General features: G+C 68.4%; 21 protein-coding genes. 12 read left to right on the forward strand and 9 right to left on the reverse strand.

What is annotated here, in order from left to right; translation table 11 throughout:
* Positions 1-105: 105 nt before the first annotated feature.
* Positions 106-1,011 (forward strand): DUF2785 domain-containing protein, encoded by a 906-nt coding sequence (locus E0H50_RS04765; RefSeq protein WP_131285197.1) that lies wholly within the window; start codon positions 106-108, stop codon positions 1,009-1,011.
* Here E0H50_RS04765 and E0H50_RS04770 read toward each other — a convergent pair.
* A complete protein-coding gene (locus E0H50_RS04770) occupies positions 1,008-1,976 on the reverse strand; it encodes an endonuclease/exonuclease/phosphatase family protein (protein WP_131285199.1) in 969 nt (322 codons plus the stop codon). The genes E0H50_RS04765 and E0H50_RS04770 overlap by 4 nt on opposite strands.
* A gap of 79 nt (positions 1,977-2,055) precedes the next feature.
* Between E0H50_RS04770 and E0H50_RS04775 the strand changes: the two genes are divergently transcribed.
* From E0H50_RS04775 to E0H50_RS04785, 3 genes are all read left to right on the forward strand, one after another.
* Positions 2,056-2,343 carry a DUF3311 domain-containing protein gene (locus E0H50_RS04775; RefSeq protein WP_131285201.1) on the forward strand — a complete coding sequence of 96 codons (288 nt, stop codon included), beginning with the start codon at positions 2,056-2,058 and terminating at the stop codon, positions 2,341-2,343.
* On the forward strand, positions 2,340-3,995 hold the full coding sequence (mctP, locus tag E0H50_RS04780) for a monocarboxylate uptake permease MctP (RefSeq protein ID WP_238150778.1): 1,656 nt from the start codon (positions 2,340-2,342) through the stop codon (positions 3,993-3,995). Before E0H50_RS04775 ends, mctP begins: the two co-directional genes overlap by 4 nt.
* Positions 3,996-4,114: 119 nt before the next feature.
* Positions 4,115-4,762 carry a DUF5317 domain-containing protein gene (locus E0H50_RS04785; RefSeq protein WP_238150779.1) on the forward strand — a complete coding sequence of 216 codons (648 nt, stop codon included), beginning with the start codon at positions 4,115-4,117 and terminating at the stop codon, positions 4,760-4,762.
* Here E0H50_RS04785 and E0H50_RS04790 read toward each other — a convergent pair.
* Together E0H50_RS04790 and E0H50_RS04795 are read right to left on the reverse strand one after the other, a co-directional pair.
* Positions 4,724-6,007 carry an HD-GYP domain-containing protein gene (locus E0H50_RS04790; protein WP_131285203.1) on the reverse strand — a complete coding sequence of 428 codons (1,284 nt, stop codon included), beginning with the start codon at positions 6,005-6,007 and terminating at the stop codon, positions 4,724-4,726. The genes E0H50_RS04785 and E0H50_RS04790 overlap by 39 nt on opposite strands.
* Positions 6,004-7,329, reverse strand: a complete 1,326-nt coding sequence (locus E0H50_RS04795; RefSeq protein ID WP_238150780.1) for an HD-GYP domain-containing protein — start codon at positions 7,327-7,329, stop codon at positions 6,004-6,006. The genes E0H50_RS04790 and E0H50_RS04795 overlap by 4 nt, the downstream gene beginning before the upstream one ends.
* Positions 7,330-7,625: 296 nt before the next feature.
* On the opposite strand from E0H50_RS04795, the gene E0H50_RS44435 reads away from it, so the two are divergent.
* From E0H50_RS44435 to E0H50_RS04810, 3 genes are all read left to right on the forward strand, one after another.
* The gene (locus E0H50_RS44435; protein WP_369759046.1) at positions 7,626-7,700 is read left to right on the forward strand and encodes a 50S ribosomal protein bL37; all 75 of its coding nucleotides are present in this window, start codon (positions 7,626-7,628) and stop codon (positions 7,698-7,700) included.
* Positions 7,701-7,978: 278 nt separating this feature from the next.
* A complete protein-coding gene (locus E0H50_RS04800) occupies positions 7,979-10,447 on the forward strand; it encodes an ATP-binding protein (RefSeq protein WP_131285207.1) in 2,469 nt (822 codons plus the stop codon).
* Positions 10,448-10,693: 246 nt separating this feature from the next.
* Positions 10,694-13,165 carry an XRE family transcriptional regulator gene (locus tag E0H50_RS04810; protein ID WP_131285209.1) on the forward strand — a complete coding sequence of 824 codons (2,472 nt, stop codon included), beginning with the start codon at positions 10,694-10,696 and terminating at the stop codon, positions 13,163-13,165.
* Positions 13,166-13,170: 5 nt separating this feature from the next.
* Here the strand turns inward: E0H50_RS04810 and rsrA are convergent, their stop codons facing one another.
* From rsrA to E0H50_RS04835, 5 genes are all read right to left on the reverse strand, one after another.
* Entirely contained in the window at positions 13,171-13,452 is a 282-nt protein-coding gene (gene rsrA, locus E0H50_RS04815) for a mycothiol system anti-sigma-R factor (protein ID WP_131285211.1), read from the reverse strand.
* Positions 13,449-14,096, reverse strand: coding sequence for a sigma-70 family RNA polymerase sigma factor (locus E0H50_RS04820; protein WP_131285213.1), 648 nt, complete (start codon positions 14,094-14,096; stop codon positions 13,449-13,451). Before E0H50_RS04820 ends, rsrA begins: the two co-directional genes overlap by 4 nt.
* Positions 14,097-14,208: 112 nt before the next feature.
* On the reverse strand, positions 14,209-14,850 hold the full coding sequence (locus tag E0H50_RS04825) for an alpha/beta hydrolase family protein (protein WP_131285215.1): 642 nt from the start codon (positions 14,848-14,850) through the stop codon (positions 14,209-14,211).
* A gap of 213 nt (positions 14,851-15,063) precedes the next feature.
* A complete protein-coding gene (locus E0H50_RS04830; protein WP_131285217.1) occupies positions 15,064-15,849 on the reverse strand; it encodes an SOS response-associated peptidase in 786 nt (261 codons plus the stop codon).
* Positions 15,850-15,853: 4 nt separating this feature from the next.
* Positions 15,854-16,420 (reverse strand): winged helix-turn-helix transcriptional regulator, encoded by a 567-nt coding sequence (locus E0H50_RS04835; RefSeq protein ID WP_131285219.1) that lies wholly within the window; start codon positions 16,418-16,420, stop codon positions 15,854-15,856.
* An 84-nt stretch (positions 16,421-16,504) separates the two neighbouring features.
* On the opposite strand from E0H50_RS04835, the gene E0H50_RS04840 reads away from it, so the two are divergent.
* Together E0H50_RS04840 and E0H50_RS04845 are read left to right on the forward strand one after the other, a co-directional pair.
* Positions 16,505-17,713: a pyridoxal phosphate-dependent aminotransferase gene (locus tag E0H50_RS04840; protein WP_131285221.1), complete on the forward strand. Its 1,209-nt coding sequence runs from the start codon at positions 16,505-16,507 to the stop codon at positions 17,711-17,713.
* Between the two features lie 12 nt (positions 17,714-17,725).
* Entirely contained in the window at positions 17,726-18,721 is a 996-nt protein-coding gene (locus E0H50_RS04845) for a D-alanine--D-alanine ligase family protein (protein WP_131285223.1), read from the forward strand.
* A gap of 93 nt (positions 18,722-18,814) precedes the next feature.
* Here the strand turns inward: E0H50_RS04845 and E0H50_RS04850 are convergent, their stop codons facing one another.
* Positions 18,815-19,627, reverse strand: a complete 813-nt coding sequence (locus tag E0H50_RS04850) for a hypothetical protein (protein ID WP_131285225.1) — start codon at positions 19,625-19,627, stop codon at positions 18,815-18,817.
* Positions 19,628-19,902: 275 nt separating this feature from the next.
* On the opposite strand from E0H50_RS04850, the gene E0H50_RS04855 reads away from it, so the two are divergent.
* From E0H50_RS04855 to E0H50_RS04865, 3 genes are all read left to right on the forward strand, one after another.
* Entirely contained in the window at positions 19,903-22,227 is a 2,325-nt protein-coding gene (locus tag E0H50_RS04855) for a sigma-70 family RNA polymerase sigma factor (RefSeq protein WP_131285227.1), read from the forward strand.
* A 258-nt stretch (positions 22,228-22,485) separates the two neighbouring features.
* Positions 22,486-23,769: an aspartate--tRNA(Asn) ligase gene (gene aspS / locus E0H50_RS04860; protein WP_131285229.1), complete on the forward strand. Its 1,284-nt coding sequence runs from the start codon at positions 22,486-22,488 to the stop codon at positions 23,767-23,769.
* A gap of 10 nt (positions 23,770-23,779) precedes the next feature.
* Complete coding sequence (locus E0H50_RS04865) at positions 23,780-24,628, forward strand: phosphotransferase family protein (RefSeq protein ID WP_131285231.1); 849 nt, start codon at positions 23,780-23,782, stop codon at positions 24,626-24,628.
* Positions 24,629-24,921 lie beyond the last annotated feature (293 nt).

Raw genomic sequence — 24,921 nt, forward strand, 5'->3', positions numbered from 1 at the left:
GCCCCGATGGTATCGATCGGCTTATACCAGCCGTCGCGGTGGTTCGCTCGACAAGTGGGTGCAGGTAGGTGTTGATTGATCAGGCACAGATGAAAGGATGCTCGGGTGGAGTCGACGTACTGGCAGGACGTGATGGCCGCGGACTACGCGGTCCCGCACGACCGTACGCTGACCGAACTCACCGAGGAGCTCGTGCGCGGCCTGGCGAGCACCAACCCGCAGGTCCGTGACGCCCTGGCCTACCCGACGCTCGCCACCTGGCTGGAGCGCGGGGTGTACGACGACCTGCTACCGGGGTTCGGGGACGGCCTCTGCGCCGGGCTGAACTACGGCCTCGGTGAGGACGGCACCGACACGGTCTTCCGGCGCTCGTTCACGGCGCTGACGCTGGCGGAGGTGATCCACCGCGACAACGCCGAGTTCCTGGTGCACGACGAGGTGGTGATGCGCTGGGGCGACCGGCTGGCGACCTGGCTGCTGCGGGAACGCGACCTGCGCGGGTACGTCGCGGACTGCGGCTGGGCGCATGCCGTTGCCCACGGCGCCGACGCGATCGGCGCGCTGGCGAGGTCCAGGCACTGCGACGCCGGCGTTCTACGGGCGCTGCTCGACGTCCTCGCGGACCGGATCGTCAAGGACACGCCGTACCGCTGGGTGCACGAGGAACACGACCGGGTCGCACACGCGGTGATGACGATCCTGCACCGGAACATGCTGACCAGCGACGAGCTCGAGCGCTGGCTGAAGCCGATCGCGGCGACCGCGGCCGAGCAGCCGTTGATGCACGAGACGCTGCCGGAGTGGCCGACACCGAACGTGTTCAACGCCCGCGGCGTCCTGCACGTCCTGCTCAGCCAGCTCGCGATCGGCGTGAAGGGCTTCCCGATCCCGGGCGACGACGACCTCTTCGGCCGCCCGATCGAGGCGCGCGCCGACCTGCTGCTGATGCTGACCGAAGCGGTCCAGTCCTCACAGCCGTACATCTACCGGCCGGCCACCAGCTCGTCCTAAGGAATCAGTGCCGCGGTAGCGACGACGGCCCGGTGATCGGTCCCCTCGATCGGGTACGTCGTGAACTGGCCGGGCTCGAACTGCCGCGACACGACCACGTGGTCGATCTGTGTCCGCAGCACGGCCGGCTGATCCGAGGGCCAGGTGCCGTGCAACCCGCCGCCCACGGTTGGGCCGATGCTGCGGCAGTAACCGCCCAGCGCGTGCCGGAAGTCCGCGTGGTCGAGGGTCGCGTTGAAGTCGCCCGCGACAACCGTCGGCGGGGCCTGTGTGCACCATCGGCGCACCGTCTGCAGGTCGGTCTTCCAGGTGGTCACGGAGTCCGGCAGCGGCGGGAAGCCGTGGTACGCGACCAGCCGGATCGCGCCGAGGTTGCCACCCGTCACGACGATGTTGCCGAAGCTCGTACCGGCCTCGGACGCGAACGCGACGGCACCGAGTGATGCTGAGACCAGCACGCTGGTCGCGCTCTCCACGGCCCGGCTCGGCTGGGCCGTGAACCCCTTGTACTGCTGGTCCTGCAGCTGCGCCCGGATCTCCTCACGGACGTCGACCTGTGCCTCCGGCAACGACACCAGGTCGGGCTTGCGGTCCCGGATCACCTGCGCGACGTCCGCGGCCCGTGCACCCCCGCCCAGCACGTTGGCGACCATGATCGTCAGCACCCGCGCCCCGGCCGGCGCAGGACGGGCGTCGGAGAACCGCCGCGGTGCGGTCAGCACGGCGCCGATCAGCGCCAGTACGGCGATCAGGGCCGCGGCGATCCGCCAACCACGGCGTACCAGCATCAGCAGCGCCAGCGCCAGGACGACCACCAGTTCCTGCGGACGGAACGCCGCGAGCTGCGCGAACGGCGTCACCTCGTCCAGCCCGAACAGCTCCGGATAGAGCGGCACGGCAACAACGACCAGGAACAGCACGGACAGCACGACGCGCCGTACGAACCATGCCTTTTCGTTGTCCATGCACCAACCTGTGATCTGGTACGGCGTGTTGTCGAACGGTAGCGTGCTGCGTTGCGCCTTTGTCCCGAGGAGGTTTGCAGTGTCCCGATTGTCCGCGGTCAAACCCGCGTACTGGATCTCCGGTGTGCTTCTGGTGGTGGCTGTCGTCCTACCGCTGCTGGTGCCGACGTACGCCAAGGTGGACCCGCACCTGTGGGGTTTCCCGTTCTTCTACTGGTACCAGCTGATGTGGGTCTTCCTCTCCGCGATCCTGGTCAGCATCAGTTACAAACTGCTCCGCACCGAGGAGCGCAGGCGGCGAGCGGCTCAGGGGCTTGGTGACCCTGAGGCGCCGGAAGCCGGTGCGGCGAAGGACGGTGACCAGTGAACACCACGGTCGACTGGGTGCAGCTGACCATCGTCGTCGTGATCTTCGCCGGTGTCACGGCGATGGGCTTCATGGCGTCCCGCTGGCGGAGCGCCGGCCACCTGGACAACCTCGACGAGTGGGGTCTGGGCGGTCGCGGTTTCGGTACGTTCATCACCTGGTTCCTGCTGGGTGGCGACCTGTACACGGCGTACACGTTCATCGCGGTCCCCGCGGCGATGTACGCGACCGGTGCGATCAGCGGGTTCTTCGCGGTGCCGTACACGATCGTGGCCTACCCGATCGTGTTCGTCTTCATGGCGCGGCTCTGGTCGGTCTCGCACCGGCACGGGTACGTGACGCCGGCGGACTTCGTCGGCGGCCGCTACGGCAGCAAGGCGCTGTCCCTGGCGGTGGCCGTGACGGGCATCCTGGCCACGATGCCGTACATCGCCCTGCAGCTCGTGGGTATGCAGGCCGTGTTCGAGACGATGGGTCTCGGCGGCGACGACCTGCTCGCCAAGGACCTGCCGCTGCTGATCGCGTTCGCGGTCCTCGCGGCGTACACGTACTCCTCCGGCCTGCGGGCGCCGGCGATGATCGCGTTCGTCAAGGACATCCTGATCTACGTGGTGATCCTGGTCGCGATCTTCTACCTGCCGCACGTGCTCGGCGGCTGGGACTCGATCTTCGGTGCGGCGCAGGAGAAGCTGGCCAAGCCGAACCCGGCGACCGGCAAGCCGACCGGGGCGTTCATCCCGGGCGACGCGGGCTACGTGTCGTACTGGACGCTGGCGCTGGGGTCCGCGATGGCGCTGTTCATGTATCCGCACTCGGTCACGGCGGTGCTGTCGACCAAGACGCGGAACGTCGTACGGCGGAACGCGACGCTGCTCCCGGCGTACTCGTTGCTGCTGGGTCTGCTCGCCCTGCTCGGCTTCATGGCGATCAAGGCGAACGTCAACGTGAAGGGCCTGGACGGCCTCGCGAACCCCCAGCTGGCGATCCCGCGGCTGTTCGACCAGGAGTTCCCGTCCTGGTTCGCGGGCATCGCGTTCGCGGCGATCGCGGTCGGCGCTCTGGTGCCGGCGGCCATCATGTCGATCGCGGCGGCCAACCTGTTCACCCGCAACATCTACCGCGACTTCATCAAGAAGGACGCCACGCCGGCCCAGGAGGCCAAGGTCTCGAAGCTGGCGTCGCTGGTGGTGAAGTTCGGCGCGCTGATCTTCGTGCTCGCGATGGACAAGACGATCGCGCTGAACCTGCAGTTGCTCGGCGGGATCTGGATCCTGCAGACCTTCCCGGCGATCGTGGTCGGCCTGTACACCCGCTGGTTCCACCGGTACGCGCTGCTGGCCGGCTGGGCGGTGGCGATGCTGTTCGGCACGATCTCGGCGTACAACGTGGTGAACCCGGCGACCAAGAAGCACTTCGGCGGTTCGATCGCGAACATCCCGGGCACGAGTACGCCGGCCTACATCGCGCTGACCGCGTTCGTGCTGAACCTGGTCGTCGTGATCGCGCTGACGGTGCTGTTCCGGGCGATCAAGGTGCCGGACGGCAAGGACAGCACGCACCCGACCGACTTCACCGCGGACCGCGGCGACCCGGGCGTGAAGGATCTGCCGGAGATCGTCGACGACGGCGGAGCGGCCACCGCGAAGTCCTGAGGTGTTTTAGCGACGGCGGCCCGGGACCCCCGGGCCGCCGTTACGTTTTGCGGTTAAGTCGACACGCTGCGGGGTCAGCTTGCCCGGTTTCGGGCCGTTGATTCGGCAGAATCGCACACGTGCTGCTGGTCCTCCTCGTCATGGTGCTCGCTGCCGGGGCGGCGATCGCGACCGGCGGACGGTTCGGCCGATTGGCCGGCAACACGTTGACCGGCGTGCACTGGCTGGCCGCGGCGGCGATCGGGCAGCTCCTCGGGTCCCTCTTCGGCGGTACGGCGTACCCGGTCGGACTGATCGGGTCGGCAGTCTGCATCGCGGTCTTCCTGCGAATGAACCTGCGGCACGCGGGCGTCGGCCTGCTGGCGCTGGGGTTCTTCAGCAACGCCGTCGTCGTCGCGCTGAACGGCGCCATGCCCGTGTCGCTGAACGCGTTGGCGCGGGCCGGGGTAAGCGGCGCGGTCGTGACCGATCCACGGCACGAGATCTCCGGCGCCGCGACGCGACTGCCCTGGCTCGGCGACGTCGTACCGGTGGCGCTTCCCGGTCTGGGACAGGCGATCAGCCCAGGCGACGTACTGATCGCCGCCGGCGCCGGTCTACTGCTGTTCGCCTTGATGGGCGGCTCGGGGCGCGTACCTGCCACGACCGCACCGGTGTGGGCCGAACTGGAGCCCTGCGCCGGTACACCGGCGTTGCTGCACCTGTCCCCGAAGGCGAGCCGGGAACTCTCAGAACCTGAAGCCTCGCCCGACGATCCGGCGGAGTGACTCGACCACGACCGGGTCGTACTCCGCGCCGATCCCCAGCCCGATCGACTCCATCGCCTTGGCCGGCGACTGTCCGGACCCCTCGCCGACGAGCTGTTCGTAGGCCAAGGCAACGTTCACGATCCCGCTCTCCACCGGGATGGCCGAGTTGTTCGCCCGCCCGTGCCGGTACGGATCGTTGGAGTGCCGGACGATCTCCGCGACGTGATCCAGTACGCCGGACCGCTCGATCACCGCCGCCCCGATCTCCGCCGCCCGCTGCCGCTCCTCCCGCGTCCGGAGCAGCGACGCCCCACCAGGACTGGGATCCGCCAGCGCCAACTGCCCGACGCCCGACAACAGAGCGGCGTACTCCAACGCCTCCATCCGCGCCGGCGTCAACCCCAGATCGTTGCCAATAGCCACCGCCAGCGCCGCCGTCCGCGCATTCTGCCCCGGACTACTGAACCCAGCAATCTCCGTACTCCGAGCCATCGACCGCACCGTCGCCCGATACGTCCGCTGAGCCGACGAATACCGCCGAAACGCAAACTGCGTCAGCAACAACGGCACGATAACGAGCGGCGGCGCCCAGAGACCGGCGATCGAGGTCCCGGCCGCGAGCAGGATGCCGCTGATCGCCATCGCCATGCCGATCCGGGCCGTCACCCCCAATTCGTCCCTCAGCGCCGCGGGGAACGGCTTGCTGTACCGCTCGGTGGTCTGACCGGCTCCGACGATGGCGTCGAGCCCGGCGGCGGTCGAGACCGCGAGCAGCATCGCACCGCCCAGCGGCAACGCGTGCGTCACAGAACCGTTCCAGGACAGGTCTTTCGGCACGATACCGGCGAACACCACCGCGGCCGCGCCCACCGACAGCAGACGCCGGCACGAGACGACCGCGTCCCACCAGAGACCCGCCACGATCCGTGGCAGCACACCGATGGCAGTGGCCACCGCTGCGACCGCGACGATCTGGGCAACCTCCGGCGGAACCGAAACCTCCGGACCGCGCAGCAAGCAGTATCCCAATGCGGCGCTGGTGGCGATCGGCGCCCGGTTGCGCGTCCGGTCGACCCGGAACTGAACCATCTCCCCGACCGCGATCAGCACCCCGAACGTAAGCGCAAACGGCCAGCCCGTGACTCCGCGCCTGGCCGTCAGGATGAGGGCAGCGACACCGAGCACGGCGCCGGCGACCACGATCACCACACCGCTGCCAGAGTTCCGGGATTCGAGACCTTCGGCCTCGGCCGAGATGCTCATGACGGCCCCGCCGCGGATCCGGTGGCACCGCCGCCAGTGCCGAGGCTCAGGTCGTCGTGATCGATCGGCACCTCGAGGTCGGCATTCGGAGCCGGCTGCTCAGCGGCAGCGGGCTTCCAGCCGTCCCGCCTGATCACCTCGACGAACGCGTCGACGAGGCCCGGATCGAAGTGTGTATAGCGGTCCTGCAGCAGGATCGCGATGGTCTCCTCGACGGTACGGGCGGGCCGGTACGATCGCGTCGAGGTCAAGGAGTCGAAAGCATCGACAATGCCGATGATGCGAGCGAAGTACGGGATATTGGTGCCGCTGAGGCCTGCTGGATACCCGGTCCCGTCGTACTTCTCGTGATGATGCAGGACCGCGGACTTCACCTCTTCCAGGAACGGGATGTTCCCGATCAGTTCGACGCCCCGCGCCGGGTGCAGCCGGATCGCGTCCATCTCGGAGTCGTCCAGCCGCCCGGGTTTGCGAATGATGCTCGTCGGTACGCCGACCTTCCCGACGTCGTGCAACAACCCGGCGTGTTCCAGCGCTTGCTGCCGATCGGTCGGCAACTGCAGCTGTCTCCCCAGGATCCCGACGCCTTCGCTCACGCGCTCGGAATGACCACGGGTGTAGAGATCCTTGGTCTCGATCACCTGGATGAACGCCCGCATCGTCGCGGCCTGTGCGGCACGCTCCGCGGCGTCCTGCGAGAGCGCCCAGCGAGCGACAACCAAGGGCACCAGCGTGAGGATGCCTGCGATCAGGCCCAGACCGCCGAGCCACATGAGGGCCATCACCAGCCCCAGGTAGCCGTAGCCGAGCATCGGGAGAGCCGTCGCCAAGACGACTTCGCGGAGGAACGCGCGCACGACAGTGCTGCCACGCTCGAGCCAGAGCACACCGGACAGCAGAACAGCATTCACAAGCTGGTGCGCGACCCCGGTCAGGGTCACCGCGAGAATCGCGCGCGGTACGTCGTGCAGGGCCGACTCACCGACTGGTCCGTGAACGGCGACGAAAGCGAGCGCGCCACCGGCCGCGGAGAGGATACGTTGCCCGCTGTTGAAGACACGTTTCATCAGCGGAACTTTTTTGGCCTGTACGAGCGAACCGACACCCGCGACCACGACAGCGGCTGCGGGTCCGGCGATGACGTAGACCGCCATCAGCACGATCGACCCCAGCGAAGCACCTTGTGTAGGGCCATGTGGGGAACGTAACGAGCTACCAGCCAGAACCAGTAAACAGAGGCCGAACACCGTGAGGTAGTCCGACAGGGTGAGAGCGGACAGGACGCAGACGACCAGCGCCGCGACAGCAACGATCGAAACCAACAGGCGTAGACCTGCTCGGTGTAAGGCTGGCGTCATGGAGTGCCTTCGCGGTCGGGTCACCAGTCCCAGTTATCGCCCGTCATGATACGTCACCTCCGATCAGCGGTCGCGGTCTTACGCGGGGCGATCGCCCGGCGTAGGGGGGCAGACAGCTCTTCGCTGACTCGTCTGAATTTTGCTCATCAGGCCTGCGCCGAAACACTGTAAGCCCAACCGTGACCCGCCAGCGGACGTGAGGAACCTGGCGTGATATGAGAGACTGTGACTCTTTGCAGTTGTTTCAAGGAGGCTTAGAAATGGGAAAGACCGGCCGGAAGCGTCGCGCACGCAAGAAGAAGGGCGCGAACCACGGCAAGCGCCCGAACGCCTGACTCAAGGCGACTACGGACAGCGAGGACCCCGGAGAAATCCGGGGTCTTTGCGATTTGGTCACAGCTTTACAGCAGACCAGTTATTCAGAGGTCCCGTATTCGGAGAGTCTTCGGTCGCATACTGAATGCTATCTTTCAAACGACCGTTGGGCATTCGAGTGTGCCGCTAATGAGGCTGCGGACAACGGCCGAAGCCCGTCGGCAGATCCCTCTAGAGTTGGGCCCGGAAGTTTCCGGTACTGACCGATATCGGGCCTGGATCCGAGGAGGGTAGCGAGATGAGCGAGTCAGCGACGCCAACGCTGAGCGAGCTCCTCCGTACCTTCCGCATCCGAGCCGGCTTCACGCAGGCCGCGCTCGCCGAGAAGGCCGGTCTCAGCGAGCAGGCGATCAGCGTCCTCGAACGCGGCACCCGCAGCCGCCCCCGAATCGACACCGTCCGCTCACTCATTGCGGCTCTCGCCCTCACTCCGGCCGAAGCCGACCGGTTCCTCTCCATTGCCCGCGGCAAGAACAAGCAGGCTGGCACCACCAGGCTGGCCGGACGTCCGCTGATCACCGGCCCAACTCCGGTGCCGTGGCAACTACCTCCGGCCGCGCAGGACTTCACCGGCCGGACCGCACAACTCGAGGCCGTCCTGTCGGTCCTGCGTAATCCCAGCGGCACCAAGCCGGTCAGCCTGGTCGCGGTCACCGGTATGGGCGGTATCGGCAAGACCACGCTGGCCGTAAAAGCCGCGCACCAGTTGACCGACAGCTACCCGGACGGCCATCTGTACCTGAATCTCCGCGGCTACGGACCAGGCGATCCGGTCTCCGTGGCGGACGCCCAGGCACAGCTCCTGCGATCGGTCGGCGTCGACGTCCAGCGCATCCCCGAAGACGTCGAGGAAGCCGCCGGCCTGCTCCGCTCCCAACTCGCCGGCCGCCGCACCCTCATGCTCCTGGACAACGCCGCGGACGCTGCCCACGTCCTTCCACTCCTGCCCGGCAGCGCGGGGTCCGCTGTGCTCATTACCAGCCGCGGATCGTTGACGAGCTTGCCCGGTGCACGCCAGATTCACCTCGACGCGTTGTCGCAGTCCGAGACCATCGAACTCCTGACCGGAGTCGTCGGCGAGAGTCGGGTCGCGGCAGAGCCCGGGGCCGCCAAGACCCTCGCCACCATGTCGGGCCGCCTGCCGCTGGCGGTCCGTGTCATCGGGGGCCGCTTGGCAGCCCGACCGACCTGGCCGATCCAGCACCTCGTGACCCTCCTGGAAGACGAAGGGCGCCGCCTGGACACCCTCGGCTCCGACGAAACCGGCGTCCGCGCCAGCATCGCCAGCTCGGTCGCGTTTCTCGAGAACAGTGAGCGGGCGCTCGATCGCGAGGCCGCCAGATCCCTTCCCCTGCTCAGTATTCCGGACGGGACCGACCTGGTCATTGGCGTGGCCGCAGCCATTCTCGAGCTGCCAGCCGGTCGGACCGAGGCGATCCTGGAGCGTCTTACCGACCTGAATCTGCTGGAAGCGGCGGCTCCCGAGCGGTACCGCTTCCACGATCTCATTCGAGCGTTCGGCCGCGAACGCGCCGTCGACGTACTCGATCCCGGCCAACGCGACGCCGTACTCCAGCGCGTCCTGCGCTTCTACACAGCTTTCGCCTGGGCATTGCAGAGCAAGAGTTACGCGAGCAGCCCGCGGATCGCCTTCGCGACGATGCCGTTCACGCCGCTGCCTGCAGCAACGAACGCCGAGCAGGCCACCCGTTGGCTCGATGCCGAACACCACAATCTGATGGATCGCTACCACCAGGCGATGACGACCGGACCGGCCATCGCGCCACTCGTTCCCGAGCTCACGCTGGCCCTGTTCGGCTATCACGAGTTGCGATCGCGGTGGGCGGAGATGGCCAAGATGTGCGGTGCCGCGCTGCAGGTGGCAGAGACGTCTGGGATGCACTCGGTCGCGGCCTGGCTGCAGCACGACCACGCCATACCGGAGGTCGAGAGCGGCAGCCTCGAAATTGCCGCGGACCGTCTGCTGCGTGCCCTGGAGATGTTCCGGGCGATCCCTGACCGCCAGGGCCAGGCTCGATGCTGTACGTCCGCAGCGCACGTCCTGGGCCGACTCGGCCGGGTGGACGAGGCGATCGAGCTGGCAACCGAAGGTCTGGAGCTCAGCCTGCAACTCGGAGACACCAGGGTCGAAGGCGTGGCCTATCTCGCGCTCGGTGGTCTTTATGACCGCAACGGTGACTTCGCGCTGGCCGACGACGCGTACGGGCGCGGCATCGCACTGGCGAAGGCCTCCGGAGACCGGCGGCTGGTCGCGAAGCAGTACCTCAGCACGGGCTTCTCACACGTGCTGGTAGGTCGGACAGACGACGCCCTCGAGCCGATCCTCCGCGGCCTGGAGGTTGCCCGCGAGGCCGGGAACAAGGAGCTGGAGTCGCAGGCACTGCAGCACCTGGCCGCGGTCTTCGCCCGCCGAGGCGAGTATCTGAAGGCTCGGCAAACAGTCGAGGAAGCCATCGACCTGATCCGGCCACTGGGGAATCTGGTACGTCTGGGGTACTTCACGCTCGAACTCGGCAAAATCAGCCTTGCAGCGGGTGACTTTACGGCCGCCGTCTCACACCTCGAGTCCGCGATTGAGATCCTGCACGGTCTCTCGCCGCATTTGGAGAGCACGGCCAGGGAATTACTTGAAGTAGCCCATCAGCGACAGCCGCATTCGTACATCTACCGATTCGACGAGGCGTAGACCGACGTCGTGGCGACCCGCCCACTCCAGGGCGACCGCCTCGGCCGACTCCAGCCCACCGGGAGTGTGCGACTCCGCGGCGGTGAGCTGCCAGTATCTTTCAAACGGATGTTTGGTAGTTGGCGGGCCACCCCGACGGGTGCTGTGGACAACGGCCGACGGTCGTCGGCGGATCCCCCTAGAGTTGGCTGCGGAAGTTTCCGGTACTGACCGATACCGGGCCTGGATCCGAGGAGGGTGAACGAGTTGAGCGAGTCGGCGATGCCAACGCTGAGCGAGCTCCTCCGTACCTTCCGCATCCGGGCCGGACTCACCCAGGCCGCGCTCGCCGAGAAAGCCGGCCTCAGCGAACAGGCCATCAGCGTCCTCGAACGCGGCACCCGCAGCCGCCCACGCATCGACACCGTCCGCTCCCTCACCACTGCGCTCGCCCTGACACCGACCGAGGCCGACCAGTTCCTCTCCGTTGCGCGCGGCAAAGCCGTCGCCGCACGCCGATCCTCACCAGCGACCCGTCCGTCAGCCGCCAGCGGGCCGGCCCCGACGCCTTGGCAACTACCTCCGGCCGCACCCGACTTCACCGGCCGGGCCGCACAGATCGACGCGATCCTGTCGGGACTGCGCAATCCGACGGGGCTCGGGGCGGTCGGCGTCGTTGCCGTCACTGGTATGGGCGGCATCGGCAAGACGACCCTCGCGGTGCAAGCGGCGCACAAGCTGACCGATAGCTACCCGGACGGTCATCTCTACTTGAACCTCCGCGGCTACGGACCAGGCGAGCCCATGTCCGTGGCGGACGCACAGCGTCATCTGTTGCGCTCTCTCGGGCTCGACCTCCGGCTGCTTCCCGAGGATGTCGATGGAACCGCAGCATTGTTGCGATCCCAATTGGCCGGGCGCCGGGTACTCCTGCTGCTCGACAACGCGGCCGACGCCTCTCACGTACTTCCGCTCTTGCCCGGCAGCGCGGGATCGGCCGCGATCATCACCAGCCGTGGCTCGCTGGTGAACCTGGCAGGCGCACGCCAGATCCATCTCGACGCCTTGTCGGACTCCGAATCGATAGACCTCCTCAGTGGAGTGATCGGGCGTTCGCGCGTACAAGCCGAGCCCGACGCGGCGCTGGCGCTCGCGACCTACTCCGGGCGGCTACCCTTGGCGGTCCGTCTGCTCGGCGGTCGCCTGGCGACTCGCCCTACCTGGCCTATCCAGCATCTCGTCTCCATGCTCCAGGACGAAGAAAGCCGCCTCGACAGTCTTGGGTCCGACGAGACCAGCGTCCGCGCCAGCATTGCCAGCTCAGTGCGTTTCCTTGAATCCAGTGACCGCGAACTGGACCGCCAGGCCGCGCGAAGCCTTCCCCTCTTGAGCGTTCCGGACGGTTCCGATCTGCTGACCGCGGTCGCCGCCAGGCTGCTCGACCTGCCGGTGCGCCGTACCGGCCCGATCCTCGAACGCCTCGTCGATCTCAGCCTGCTCGAATCCGTGGCACCCGAGCGTTACCGCTTCCACGACCTGATCCGTGCGTACGCTCGCGAACTCGCCGAGCAGACCCTGACGCCGACCGAGCGCGACGAAGGCCTGGCGCGGGTCCTCCGTTTCTATGTCGCGGCCGGCTGGGCCTGCCATGCCCTCACCCACCCGACCAGCCCACGGTTGCCGCTGGCCACGATCCGGGACGACGGCGTCACGCCCTTCCGCGGTCGAGAAGCGGCCCAGCGCTGGCTGGACGACGAGCAGCGAAATCTGATCGACCGGTTCCGCCAGATCAAGCACAGCTCCCTGGCGGATTCAGCGGACCTTCCGGAGCTGGCGCTGGCCATGTTCGGGTACTACGAGTCCCGGCGACGCTGGCTCGACATGCGCGAGATCGGCAAGGGTGCGGTCGCCGGTGCCCTCGCCCACCAGCGCCGAGCGGTCGCGGCCTGGCTTCAGCACGACGCGGCAATTCCGGAAGCAGAAAACGGCGACATCGCAACGGCAGCCGACTGGATCGCCACCGCCTTGACGATGTTCCGCGAGATCGGCGACCTTTCCGGCCAAGCACGCTGCTGCTCGTCACTCGCCTATCTGCTTGGCGTACTCGACCGGATCGACGAGGCCTTGGAGTACGGCGAGGAGGCGCTGTCCCTGAGCCGATCGATCCAGGACGACACCCTGGAGGGCGTCTCTCTGACCGCCGTCGGCGGTCTCTACAACCGTCGGGGTGACTTCGAACGTGCCGACCGAGCTTTCGCCGACGCCATCGCGCTGGCCGTCCGATCCGATGACACGCGTTCGACGTTCAAGCGCTACCTGAACTCAGCCCTCTCGCATCTTCGGGTCGGCCGATACCACGACGCAGCGCTCCAAGCAGCGACAAGCCTCGGCGTCGCCGAGCAGATCCGCGACGAGGTCGCGCAGGCTGAAGCCCACCATCTGATGGCGCTCGCACTCGCAGCGCAAGGCGACTACGAGGCCGCCCGGGATAGTACGGGCACCGCGCTGCATTTCGCCGCGCGCGCCCGGGACGCCATTCGGGAAGGCCGTTTGCACCTAGATCTCGCCAGAATCAATGCTGCGCGCGGTGACAGTTCCGAGGCACTCGGCAACCTCGGCGACGCCATTGCCAAACTGCATGGTCTATCGGCAATTCACGAGGCAGATGCCCGCGACCTCCAGGATCAACTGCGGCAGGGCAAGCCTTATACCTTCACGCTGACAGTCCACTACCTCTGACGACGTCAGTCCGTCGTTGTGGTGGTGGTGGTTTCGATTTGGATTTGGGTTAGGCGGAGGAGGATTTTTTGGCGGAGGGCGTCGGGGGCGTGGTCGGAGCCGCAGGAGCGGTGGACCAGTTTCTTGACGCAGCGTTCCAGGTCGTACTCGTCGAGGCAGGGGGCGCACTCTTCGAGGTGCTGGCGGATCTCGTCGGAACTGGCGTCCTCGAGTTCGTTGTCGATGAAGACGTAGACCCGCTGCAGGATCTCTCCGCAGTCGACGTCGTGGTGCTCGCCGCAGCTCACGACTCCTCCTTCTCCGCAGCTTCGTCGGTGCCCGACGCGGCCGCGTCCGTGCTGTCGTCCGCCGGGATCAGGCCGCGGTCCCGGGCGTAGTCGCCGAGCAGCTCCCGCAACTGGCGCCGGCCGCGGTGCAGCCGCGACATCACGGTGCCGACCGGTGTGCCCATGATCTCGGCGATTTCCTTGTAGGCAAAGCCCTCGACGTCAGCGAGGTACACGGCCAGCCGGAAGTCCTCCGGGATGGCCTGCAGCGCCGACTTGATGTCGGAGTCGGGCAGGTGCTCGAGGGCGACCGCCTCGGCCGACTTCAGCCCACCGGGAGTGTGCGACTCGGCGGCGGTGAGCTGCCAGTCCTCGATCTCCTCGGTCGGCGACTGCGTCGGCTGCCGCTGCCGCTTCCGGTATCCGTTGATGAACGTGTTCGTCAGGATCCGGTACAGCCACGCCTTCAGGTTGGTGCCCGGCGTGAACTGGTGGAACGAGCTGTACGCCTTCGCGAAGGTGTCCTGCACCAGGTCCTCGGCGTCCGACGGATTACGGGTCATCCGCATCGCCGCGGCGTACATCTGGTCCAGGAAGGGCAGCGCTTCGCGCTCGAACCGCGCGGTGCGCTGCTCGGGTGTCTCGGTCGTGGTGGGAGTCGGCATCGTGATCGAGAATACCGGGGTCTTCCCAGCAGTTCGCTCCGGAGCCACTCTCGTCGCCATCATGTTCGTCACAACACCCCCGTCCGCGGGGGCATTCCCGCCCGGCGCGCCGCTATCCGGACACCTCGCGGATCACCCATTCGAACACGGCTTCGACCAGCAGGTCGTACGTCTCCTGCTGGTCCAGCTCGGCCCGCTTCGGCACCTTGAAGGAATGGTCGGCGTCCGGGACCACGGCCATCTCGGTGAGCGGCGGGAACTCCTCCGGCGTACCGAAGGGGTCCCGTTCCCCCTGGACGACCAGCGTCGGCAGCCCGGTCGACTGGAGTTCGCCGACGCGCGACTTCTCCGGCTTCCCCGGTGCGTGCAGCGGAAACGCCATCGCCAGTACGCCGGAAGCACCCAGGCTGCTCGCGGTGCGGCAGGCCACCCGGGCGCCCGCGCTCCGGCCGCCGATCACCAGCGGCGTACGGACCCGGAGCTGGCCGATGATCGCGATCCACGCCTCGTCCAGGATCTTCGGCGCGGGCGCCAGCTTGCGGCCGGCGCGCCGCCAGGGCTGCTCGATCAGGAACACGTTGATGTCCTGCTTCGGCAGCCGGGCGGCCAAGGCGGCCAGGTCACCCGACTCGATCCCCGCCCCGGCGCCGTGACCCAGGGCCAGTGTCGCCACCGGCCGGCGGGCGCGATGCGCCAGGATCCGGGCCTCTCCGTGCGGCGTCCCCACAATCCGTTCGTCGGTCACCCGCCCCATCCTGTCATCCCCGGCCCTCCGGGAACTGCACCATGCACACGGTGCGTCGGCCGCCGAGCCTCCGACTCGCCCAACACGGCGCACTGACCGGGACCACCGGGTGGTTGGCGTCTGAGGTGCCGGGTTCACCAGCCGGATCTGGGTCGTAAACCCTGCATCTCGGACGCCCACCCAGCAAATGCGGGAGGAGGGCACCGGCCGGCCGGGACAGGCCTAGAAAAGGGTGGTCGGGCTGTCCTGCGGGTCGTCGCCGTCGGGCGGGAGCGGATCGAGGAGGTGCGGGCCGTTGTTCTTGACGGAGCTGACCGCCTTCGACACGGCGTACGCCTCGAGGCGGCCGGGGGCGGCGGGGACCAGGAGCTCGAGCAGGTCGTCGGTGTCCGAGGACAGCGGGTCGAGCCAGGCGTCGTACCGTTCGCGCTCGACGAGGAGCGGCATCCGGTCGTGGATGCGGCCGAGGTCGTCGGTGGCCGACGTGGTCAGCACGGTGCAGGTCCAGAGCCAGGCCTCGTCGGACTCCGGGTCCTCGACCGACTTGTCCCGCCAGATCTCGTACAGCCCGGCCATCGACAGGATGCTGCCGTCCGGCGGGTGGATGAAGTACGGCTGCTTGACCGGTTTGCCGTTCACCTTCTCCTCGGCGGTGTACCACTCGTAGTACCCGTCGGCGGGCAGGATGCAGCGGCGGGTGGCGAACGCCTTCTTGAAGGCCGGCTTCTCCGCGACGGTCTCCATCCGGGCGTTGATCAGCCGCGAGCCGATCGAGGTGTCCTTGGCCCAGGACGGCACCAGGCCCCACTTCACCGTGGTCAGCTTGCGGATCGTCTCGTCGGGCTGCTCGCGGTTCTTCCGCTCGACCACCGCAACCACCTGATTGGTCGGCGCGACGTTGTAGTTCTCGCCGAGCTCCTCGACCGACTCGCGCACATTGCCCGCTTCGATCTCGAACTCCGCGACGAGATCCGACGGCTCCCGGCTGGACGCATACCTACCGCACATAGCGTCAGCCTAATCGGGCTTGGGCTTCCGTCCAGGTCAAGCGGCCGGCGAGGAGTTCGTCGGCGACCTTCTGCGCGATGGTCACGGCCGTGTCCGGAGCGACGTCGTGTACGACGCGCATCGACTTCAGGTCGAACCGGCAAGTGCTCCCTTCGACCGTGAGTTCGACCACGCCCTCGACGCCGGCGTCCCGCAGTACCGTCGCCAGCGGCAGCAGGTACCAGTGGTGGCGTACGGCGTCCGTGTCCTGCGGCTCCGCCAGTAGCGGACTCCCCCAGGCGGCCAGCGTGATCACCACCGGGATCAGCTCGCGGCCGCGGTCGGTGAGGTCGTAGACCCGGACGGGAGCCGAGGGTGCGAAGGTACGGCGCTCCACGACACCGTCGGCCTCCAACTCCTTGAGGCGCGCCGCGAGGACGTCGGTGCTGATACCGGGCAGGTCGGCGTGCAGGTCGGTGTACCGCCGCGGACCGAACGCGAGCTCGCGGACGATCAGCACGCTCCACCGCTCGCCGACCACATCCAGGGACCGGGCGACGGCGTCGTACTGGGCATAGCTTCGGCGGGGCATGCGGGACAGCCTAGCTTGGACCTGCCAAGCACGTACTTGGAAGAACCAAGTAGCATGCCGTCGGCAGACGACGAAGGGGTGGCGATGGAGTTCAGGCAGTCCAGCAAGCTGACCGGGGTGTGCTACGAGATCCGCGGGCCGGTGATCGAGCAGGCGAACGCCCTGGAAGCGGCCGGCCACAGCATCCTGCGGCTGAACATCGGGAACCCGGCGCCGTTCGGCTTCGCCGCGCCCGACGCCGTGCTCGCCGGCCTGGTCGCCAGGCTCCCGGAGGCCCACGGGTACACCGATGCCCGCGGCATCCTCTCCGCCCGGCACGCGCTCGCGACGTACTACTCCGACCGCGGCTACATCGACGTCGACGAGCAGGCGATCTACCTCGGGAACGGCGTCTCCGAGCTGGCCGGGATGGCGATCCAGGCGCTCGTCGACACCGGCGACGAAGTGCTGATCCCGAGCCCGGACTACCCGCTGTGGACGGCCGTCACCCGCTTCGCCGGCGGTACGCCGGTCCACTACCTGTGCGACGAGTCCGCCGAGTGGCAGCCCGATCTCGCCGATCTCGAGGCGAAGATCACCGACCGGACCAAGGCGATCGTGGTGATCAACCCGAACAACCCGACCGGGGCGGTGTACTCACCGGAGATCCTCGCAGGGATCGCCGAGCTGGCCCGCAGGCATTCCCTGATGGTGTTCAGCGACGAGATCTACGACCGGATCGTGTACGACGGCGCCACCCATCACCACTTCGGCGCACTGGCGCCGGATGTCTTGTGCCTGACCTTCGGCGGGCTGTCGAAGAGTCACCGGATCGCGGGCTTCCGGGCCGGCTGGCTGGTCGTCTCGGGTCCGCGCGCCAAGGCCCGCAACTACCTCGAGGGCCTGACGATGCTGGCCGGGATGCGGCTGTGCCCGAACGCGCTCGCCCAGCACGTCATCGAGGCCGCGCTGACCGATCACACCCTCGACGAGCTGATCCGCCCCGGCGGACGGCTGGAGGCGCAGCGGACCACGGCCTGGCAGACGCTGAACGAACTTCCCGGCGTCTCCTGCGTCAAACCGAAGGGCGGGCTGTACGCGTTCCCGCGGATCGACCCGGCGGTGCACCCGATCCGCGACGACGAGAAGTTCGTCCTCGATCTGTTGCTCCGGGAGAAGATCCACATCGTCCAGGGCACCGGCTTCAACTGGCCCCGGCCGGACCACGTGCGCATCGTCACGCTGCCGGAGGCGGGCGACCTGGAAGTGGCGATCCGCCGGATCGGCCGGTTCCTGGACAGCTACCAGCAGTAGGAGGGAGACGAGGTGCGAGTCGCGGTGCTGTGCGGCGGCGAGAGTTCCGAGCGCGATGTCTCGCGTTCGTCCGGCTGGGCGGTGGCCCAGGCACTCGCCGGTCGCGGTCATGACGTGGTGCTGATCGATCCGGCCGCGGAGGACCCGATCCTGGCCGATCCCGTGCCGGCCGGCGATTCCGTCGTACTCGTGCCGAAGGAGCCTCCGGCGCCGACGGAGCGTGCTCTGCTGCGGCAACGGATGTACGTCGCTCTCACCGGCGGGCTGGAGCAGTTGCGGCAGGCCGATCGGGTCTTCATCGCGTTGCACGGCGGCTGGGGAGAGGACGGGCATGTCCAGGCGTTGCTGGAGCTGGCAGGCATCCCGTTCACCGGTGCGGGTCATGACGTCTGTGCCGTTGCCTGGCACAAGGGCCGTTGCCAGGCGGTGCTCGAATCCGCCGGGATCCCCGTGCCGGCGCGGGTGCTCTACAACCCGGCTGAGCAACGCGAGCCCCCGATCGGGGTGAAGCAGCTGCTGGCGAGCGGACCGGTGGTGGTGAAGCCGGTGGCCGACGGGTCGAGCGTTGCCGTCCGCAAGGTCGACTCACTGGACGCGTTGCCGACCGAGGGCGAGCTGCTCGTCGAGCCGTTCCTGGGCGGCCGGGAGTTCACCGTCGCGGTGATCGGTACGACGGCGCTGCCGGTGGTCGAGATCGAGCTGACCACGCCCGTGTTCGACTACGAGGCGAAGTACCAGCCGGGTGCGGTGCGGGAGATCTCCCCCGCCGACATCCCCGGACCTTTCGCCGAGCGGCTGCAGGAGCTCGCGATCGGAGCGCATCAGGCCCTCGGGTTCGGTACAACGTACTCCCGGGTCGACTTCCGCTGCGACACCGCGGGTACGCCGTACTGCCTGGAGGTCAACGCGCTGCCGGGACTCACCCCGGGCAGTCTCGTCCCGGTCGCCGCGAAGGGCGCGGGGATCACGTACGGCGAACTCGTCGAACGGTTGCTGACAGCAAAGTAGGCAAGCGGCGGCGGATCGCCCACCCCGTGTTAGGCGATCCGCCGCCGGACTGATGCGCCCGGCCGCCCCCCTGTAGGCGTCCGGACGCAAGTCTCAGGTTCTGGCCAGCTCGTCGAGCAACCTCCCGGCCATCTCGTCACTCCCCGGCAGCCCCTCGATCCAGATCCGGGCCAGCTGGGGTACGTCGGTGTCCAGCCGCCACTGGGTGATCAGGGCTCGTACCGTCGCGACCTGCTCCGGCAGGTTCGGCTCGCGGCCGACGAGCGCCGCCGCGCGGCGTGAGCCGACGCGGCCCAGTACGTCACCGCCGCAGAAGACGATCCGCAGGCACTCCGCGACGTCGACGAGCGTGAGCTCGCGGTCGAACGGCGACGTACCCGGCGGATGGAGCGGTTCGACAACCACCAGTGCGTGGGTCTGCGGTACGGAAGTTCCACGGAGTTCCGCCTCTCGGTAGAGCTCGCCCAGCCGGGACCGCAGGTGCGCCAGGCTGGACAGCCCGGTCAGCGGGTCCTCGCAGGACAGCGAGTGCAGGTAGACCAAGGACGCCTCGGCCCAGCTGGAACTGAGTGCGCGTACCGCGGCGAAAGCCGGCTCGCCCCCGGCGATCGAGCGGTACAGCGCACTCAGCCCATCAAGTGCCTCCACCAGCGAGATTCCGTCGGCCGCGAGGCGGCGTCCGGTCTCGTCCGACGCAGGCACGACATCGGCACCGTCGTGGAGCGCCTCGGCGATCGCGAGATAGGCGCTGTGGTCGGTACCAGCTGTGCCGTGCGGCTCCCTCCGGCCGCGCGGTTGATCGATTGACGACGCTTCCGGCCGGGTCCGGGCGGGCGACCCCGCCAGGTTCAGGGACTTGGCCGGACGCAGGTCGAACCGTCTGCGGAGATCCGCGAACAGCGACATGGCCCTCCTCGAAAAACAGCCCCGTCAGTCTCCCGACCGGTCGGCCGGAAGCGTCGTACGCCGAAGAGACAGCGCCCGGAGGAGTTCATGACGCGGATTCGCAGAACTTTTTTCCGGCGTAACTTCGGGGCTGGCGTTCTCGTCAGGAAAGGGGCACAGTTCCGCGTCAGGAAAGGTGCACTCGGCCGTCCTATCTGGGAACCTTGTTCCCGGCAGTACGTGACGGTCCGTCACAAAGCTGCACACAGAGTTGTCAGAGCCCACGGGGGAGATGGATGGAGACGCCGGACGGTCAGCCCGATCCGCTGAGCGACGCCGAGCTGATCGCGCGCGTTCGCAACGGCGACCTGGAGGCGTACGGCGAGCTCTACGCGCGCCACCACCACGCCGCCGAGCGGATGGCCCGCCAATTGGTCCCGGCCAACGACGCCGACGACCTGGCCAGTGACGCGTTCGCCAAGGTCCTGGACGCGCTCCGGGCCGGCGGCGGCCCGGACGTCTCTTTCCGCGCCTATCTGCTGACGACTGTGCGGCGGGTGCACGTCGACCGGATCCGCTCCGGGAAGAAGGTGCAGACCACCGACGACATCGCGTCGTACGAGCGGGAGCCGGAGACCTTCGACGACCCGACGGTCACCGGGTTCGAGAGCGGCGCGGCCGCGAAGGCGTTCGCCAGCTTGCCGGAGCGCTGGCAGGCGGTGCTCTGGCACACCGAGGTCGAGGGTGAGAAGCCGGCCGCGATCGCTCCCCTGCTCGGCCTGACCGCGAACGGCGTGTCCGCGCTCGCCTACCGGGCCCGCGAGGGCCTGCGCCAGGCGTACCTGCAGCAGCACCTGGCCGATGTCGCCGGGGACCGCTGCCGCTGGACCACCGAGCGCCTCGGCGCGTACGTCCGCGGCGGCCTGACCAAGCGGGAGAACCGGAACGTCCGCGAGCACATGGACGACTGCGCGAAGTGCACCGCGGTGTACCTCGAGCTCGTCGAGGTCAACAGCGCACTGCCGGCGCTGCTCGCCCCGGCCCTGCTGGGCACGGCGGGGATCGGCTACCTGGCCGCCGCGTCGGGCGCCAAGGTCGGTCTGGTCGGCTTCTTCGTCACCGGCTGGAAGAAGGTCACCGAGAACAGCACGCGCGCTGCCGCCGGCGGTGGCGCGGTCGTGGTCGTCGCGATCGCCGCCGTCCTCGCCGCGATGGCGCTGACTGGCAACGACACTCCCCCGGCCGCGATCAACCAGCCGTCGACGCAGCCGACCCAGGCGACCCAGCCGCCCGCACAGAAGCCGACGGTGCCGCCGGTCAAGCCGCCGGTGAAACCGCCGTCGGCCAAGCCGCCGGCGTCCAACCCGACACAGCCGCCGACGAGCGCACCGACCAGCGCACCGACGACGGCTCCTACGACGGCGCCGACGACCGCGCCGACGCAGCCCACCGCCACCCCGACGGTCCCGACGCCGCCGAACACACCGACGCCGCCGAAGCCGACCCCGACCACTCCGGTGCTCGACGAGGGCCTGGTGACGATCAGCATCCCGCGGGGCGGCGGCAGCCCGGTGCTCGACGAGACCCCGGCGCCCCAGCCCCGATCGGCGCAGGCCGAGGCCGGTACCGCCGGCGTCCGGTTCGTGATCACGATCAAGACGCCGGCCGGGAACACGAATCCGGTGGTGATCGGGCTCAAGTACGGCGCGGAACTCGAGTGGCCGCTGAAGACCAGCCCGGCGGGCTGGACCTGCACCCAGTCCTCCGGCTCGTGCAGGGCGAGCGACCCGGCGAACCCGAAGCCGCTGGCGATCACGTTCGACTCCCCGACCGGCGGCTCCACCGCGGACCGCACCTTCACCGTCTCGGCGAAGACCGGCCGGCTGTACGACGACGACTCGGCGACCGTGGACGCGAAGCCGACCACCGACGAGAACCTGCTGAAGATCCTCGACGGCAAGGCCGACCCGGACGTCCACCACCGGATCCTGACCGTTGCCCCGCGCACCAACCGCAAGAGCGTCACGCTGAAGCTCACGTACGGCGAGGCGCTCGCGTGGCCGATCGCGGCGAACCCGCCCGGCTGGAAGTGCAACCGCTCGGCCAAGACGTGTACGGCGACCACGCCGGCGAAGCCCGCTCCGCTGGCGGCGGACTTCGACGTACCGGACAAGTCGTCGGATGCGGCGCGGACGTTCACCGTGACGGCGACGGCGGACCTGGTCAGCGACACCGACTCCGACGTACTGCCTGCGCTTCAGCAGGACGAGTCGCTGCTGCAGATCCTCACGCCGACGCCGCACACCGACCCGAACCCGTTCGTCTACAACCGGTTCCTGAAGGTCAACGGCACCCAGGGCCGGACGGTGACCCTCGACATCTCGTGGGGACGCAACCTGACCTTCCTGCCGTCGTTCGACCTCGGCTGGACCTGCGAACGGGCCAGCGACATCCGCCGCGCGACCTGCACGACGAAGAACTACAAGAAGCCGCTGAACTCCGAGTGGAACGCCTGGCTGCCCGGCACCGGCTCCAGCAACGCCATCACCGTCCACGCCCGGGTAGGCGGCCGCGAAGACACCGACACCGCCCAGATCCCACCGTCGACCTCCCGGCGGTAAATGGAGTTGCCGGGGTCGCTTATCCTGGTGATGTTCGCGTTGAGGGAACCGAGTAGCGCCGTACACCACGTCAGAGAGAGTCGCCGGTAGCTGGGAAGGCGATGCGTGGAGCGGTCGTGAAGACACTCCTGAGCGACTGTTGTGCAAGAGGCCGGGCCGTCGTCAGCGACAGGGCTCGGTGAAGGTGTGGTGGCACCGCGAGATTCCCCTTCGCCCACACCTCCGGGGTTCGAGTACAGACCTGGAGGTGAAACAGCGATGCGAATTCTCAGCCATGAGATCCCCTCAGCAGTAGGCCAGACCGTCACGGTGGCCGGCTGGGTGCACCGAAGACGACGGCTCGCCGCCGTCAGTTTCCTGATCCTGCGCGACCGGTCCGGCCTCAGCCAGATCGTCGTCAAGGGTTCTCAGGAACAGCTGGACGAGCTGAGCGAAGAGACTGTCGTTCAGGTGACCGGTACGGTCGCCGCGAACCCGCAGGCTCCCGGCGGCGCGGAGATCGTCGACCCGGTGATCGAGCCGCTGACCGAACCGGCCGCGACACCGCCGATCGAGCTGTGGCGTCCGACGGTCGGCGCGGGGCTTCCCGTCGTCCTGGACAACGCACCGGTCGCTCTGCGGCATCCGGTCGTCCGGGCCGGGTGGGAGATCGCCGCGGCCGCTCTGCACGGGTTCCGCGAGGCGTTGAGCAGTCAGGACTTCACGGAGATCCAGACGCCGAAGATCGTCGGTACGGCGACCGAGTCCGGCGCGAACGTGTTCGCGCTGGACTACTTCGGCGGACCGGCGTACCTCGCGCAGTCGCCGCAGTTCTACAAGCAGCAGATGGTCGGCGTGTTCGAGCGGGTCTTCGAGGTCGGTCCGGTGTTCCGGGCCGAGCCGCATGACACGGTGCGGCACCTGGCGGAGTACGTGTCTTTGGACGCGGAGTTCGGCTTCATCACCGACCATCGCGACGTGCTGGTGATGCTGCGCTCGGCCGTTGCCGGGATGCTTCAAGCGGTCGGTGAGCGGGCCGGTGGTGCGTTGGAGCGGCTGGGCGTCGAGTTGCCGGAGATTCCGGTCGACGTACCGGTGCTGCACTTCAGCGAGGCGCTGAAGATCGCCGGCGCGGACCCCGACGAACCGGACCTCGCGCCGGCGGACGAGCGCGCGATCGGCGAGTGGGCGCTGCGTGAGCACGGCAGCGACTTCGTCGCGGTCGAGGGCTACCCGATGGTGAAGCGGCCGTTCTACACGCATCCGCAGCCGTCGGACCCGCGGTGGTCGAACTCGTTCGACCTGCTGTTCCGCGGTGTCGAGCTGGTGACCGGCGGCCAGCGTCTGCACCGGTACTCCGACTACGTCGCGGCCCTCGCGGCGCGCGGCGAGTCGGCGGACGCTCCGGCGTACAGCTCGTACCTGCAGGCGTTCAAGCACGGGATGCCGCCGCACGGCGGGTTCGCGATCGGGCTGGAGCGGTTCGTGGCGCGACTGACCGGGGCGGAGAACGTCCGCGAGGTCACGCTGTTCCCGCGCGACCTGCATCGGCTGACGCCGTGATGTCGCGCTGATGGACACCACCGAGTCAGTTGTCGCCGAGCTGAACGTTGCCCTCGGCACCGATTATCGGCTCGTGCGGCAGCTGACCGGTGGTTTGCAATCGACCGCGTACGTGCTGACCGGCGACGTCGTGCTGAAGTGGACCGACAACCCCGCGTGGGCGCCGCGGGTCCGGCGGGCGGCTGATCTTGTCCGCCGGGCACGTGCCGTCGGCTATCCGACACCGGCCTGGCTGACCGTCGGCACGACGGCGGCCGGGTCGCCGTACCAGCTGCAGGAGCTGGTCGCCGGCAGCCCGCCCACGCTCGACCAGGCGTTGGCGCGGCAACTGATCGAGATCTGCGAGCTCCAGCGGGACCTGATCCCGGAGGACCACGACGTGACCTGGTCGGGGTGGTCGCACGGCGTCGTCTTCGACGGCTGGGACGGCGTGTGGGAACGGGTGCAGGCGTACGGCGACGAGGCCACGGAGATCCTGCGCCAGTACGGCGAACTGTGCGCACCGTATCGAGCTGAGGACCTGCCTCAGCACGATTTCGTGCACGGTGATCTGAACACGGGCAACCTGCTCGCGGCCGACGGGCGGATCACGGGGATCGTGGACATCGAGGCCGCCGGCAGTGGATCGCGCGCCTACGACCTGGTCGCGCTGACCGCGTCGGCCGCGCGCGACGGTGCGGACGACGGCGTCGACGAACTGTTCCTGGAGGCAGCACTCCGGGCCGGCGGCCGTGCGGCGGTCGCCGTCTGCGCGGCGGCCGCGTTCGCGAGCGTCGCGGAGTTCGTCCACGACCGCTCCTTCGCGAAAGACCTGGTGAACCACGGCGGCCGCCGGGTCCTCGAACTGCTGGGCGACTAGTGTCCCGCGCCGAAGTTCGCGACATAAGTCCAGGCCCCAAGACGTCATCACGGCGGGCCCGCAGCACATTCCCCAGCAGCGCCGACGGCATCTTTGTGCACCCACCAACCAAATCCCGGCCGATTCCGTGGTCGAGCCGTGCACAAAGAAGCGCCGCGCCGCGCCGCGCCGCGCCGCGACGGCGCTTTGGGGAGGTTCACCCTCCCGAAATGGGCTATAGAGCTCCCCGGTTCCGTCCACGGACCTCCCCAAACCGGTTTGGGGTGTTCTGCGGACCGAACGTGCCGGTCGGG

Origin of the sequence: Kribbella sindirgiensis, assembly GCF_004331435.1 — a bacterium.
GTDB classification, from domain to species: Bacteria; Actinomycetota; Actinomycetes; order Propionibacteriales; family Kribbellaceae; genus Kribbella; species Kribbella sindirgiensis.

What these genes read in the sequence shown, in the direction of transcription:
- E0H50_RS04770 (WP_131285199.1), bottom strand. Translation starts at nt 1,976, where the DNA reads ATGGACAACGAAAAGGCATGGTTCGTACGGCGCGTCGTGCTGTCCGTG.
- E0H50_RS04790 (WP_131285203.1), bottom strand. Translation starts at nt 6,007, where the DNA reads ATGAGCATCTCGGCCGAGGCCGAAGGTCTCGAATCCCGGAACTCTGGC.
- E0H50_RS04800 (WP_131285207.1), top strand. Translation starts at nt 7,979, where the DNA reads ATGAGCGAGTCAGCGACGCCAACGCTGAGCGAGCTCCTCCGTACCTTC.
- E0H50_RS04820 (WP_131285213.1), bottom strand. Translation starts at nt 14,096, where the DNA reads ATGCCGACTCCCACCACGACCGAGACACCCGAGCAGCGCACCGCGCGG.
- E0H50_RS04825 (WP_131285215.1), bottom strand. Translation starts at nt 14,850, where the DNA reads ATGGGGCGGGTGACCGACGAACGGATTGTGGGGACGCCGCACGGAGAG.
- E0H50_RS04830 (WP_131285217.1), bottom strand. Translation starts at nt 15,849, where the DNA reads ATGTGCGGTAGGTATGCGTCCAGCCGGGAGCCGTCGGATCTCGTCGCG.
- E0H50_RS04835 (WP_131285219.1), bottom strand. Translation starts at nt 16,420, where the DNA reads ATGCCCCGCCGAAGCTATGCCCAGTACGACGCCGTCGCCCGGTCCCTG.
- E0H50_RS04840 (WP_131285221.1), top strand. Translation starts at nt 16,505, where the DNA reads ATGGAGTTCAGGCAGTCCAGCAAGCTGACCGGGGTGTGCTACGAGATC.
- E0H50_RS04850 (WP_131285225.1), bottom strand. Translation starts at nt 19,627, where the DNA reads ATGTCGCTGTTCGCGGATCTCCGCAGACGGTTCGACCTGCGTCCGGCC.
- E0H50_RS04855 (WP_131285227.1), top strand. Translation starts at nt 19,903, where the DNA reads ATGGAGACGCCGGACGGTCAGCCCGATCCGCTGAGCGACGCCGAGCTG.
- aspS (WP_131285229.1), top strand. Translation starts at nt 22,486, where the DNA reads ATGCGAATTCTCAGCCATGAGATCCCCTCAGCAGTAGGCCAGACCGTC.
- E0H50_RS04865 (WP_131285231.1), top strand. Translation starts at nt 23,780, where the DNA reads ATGGACACCACCGAGTCAGTTGTCGCCGAGCTGAACGTTGCCCTCGGC.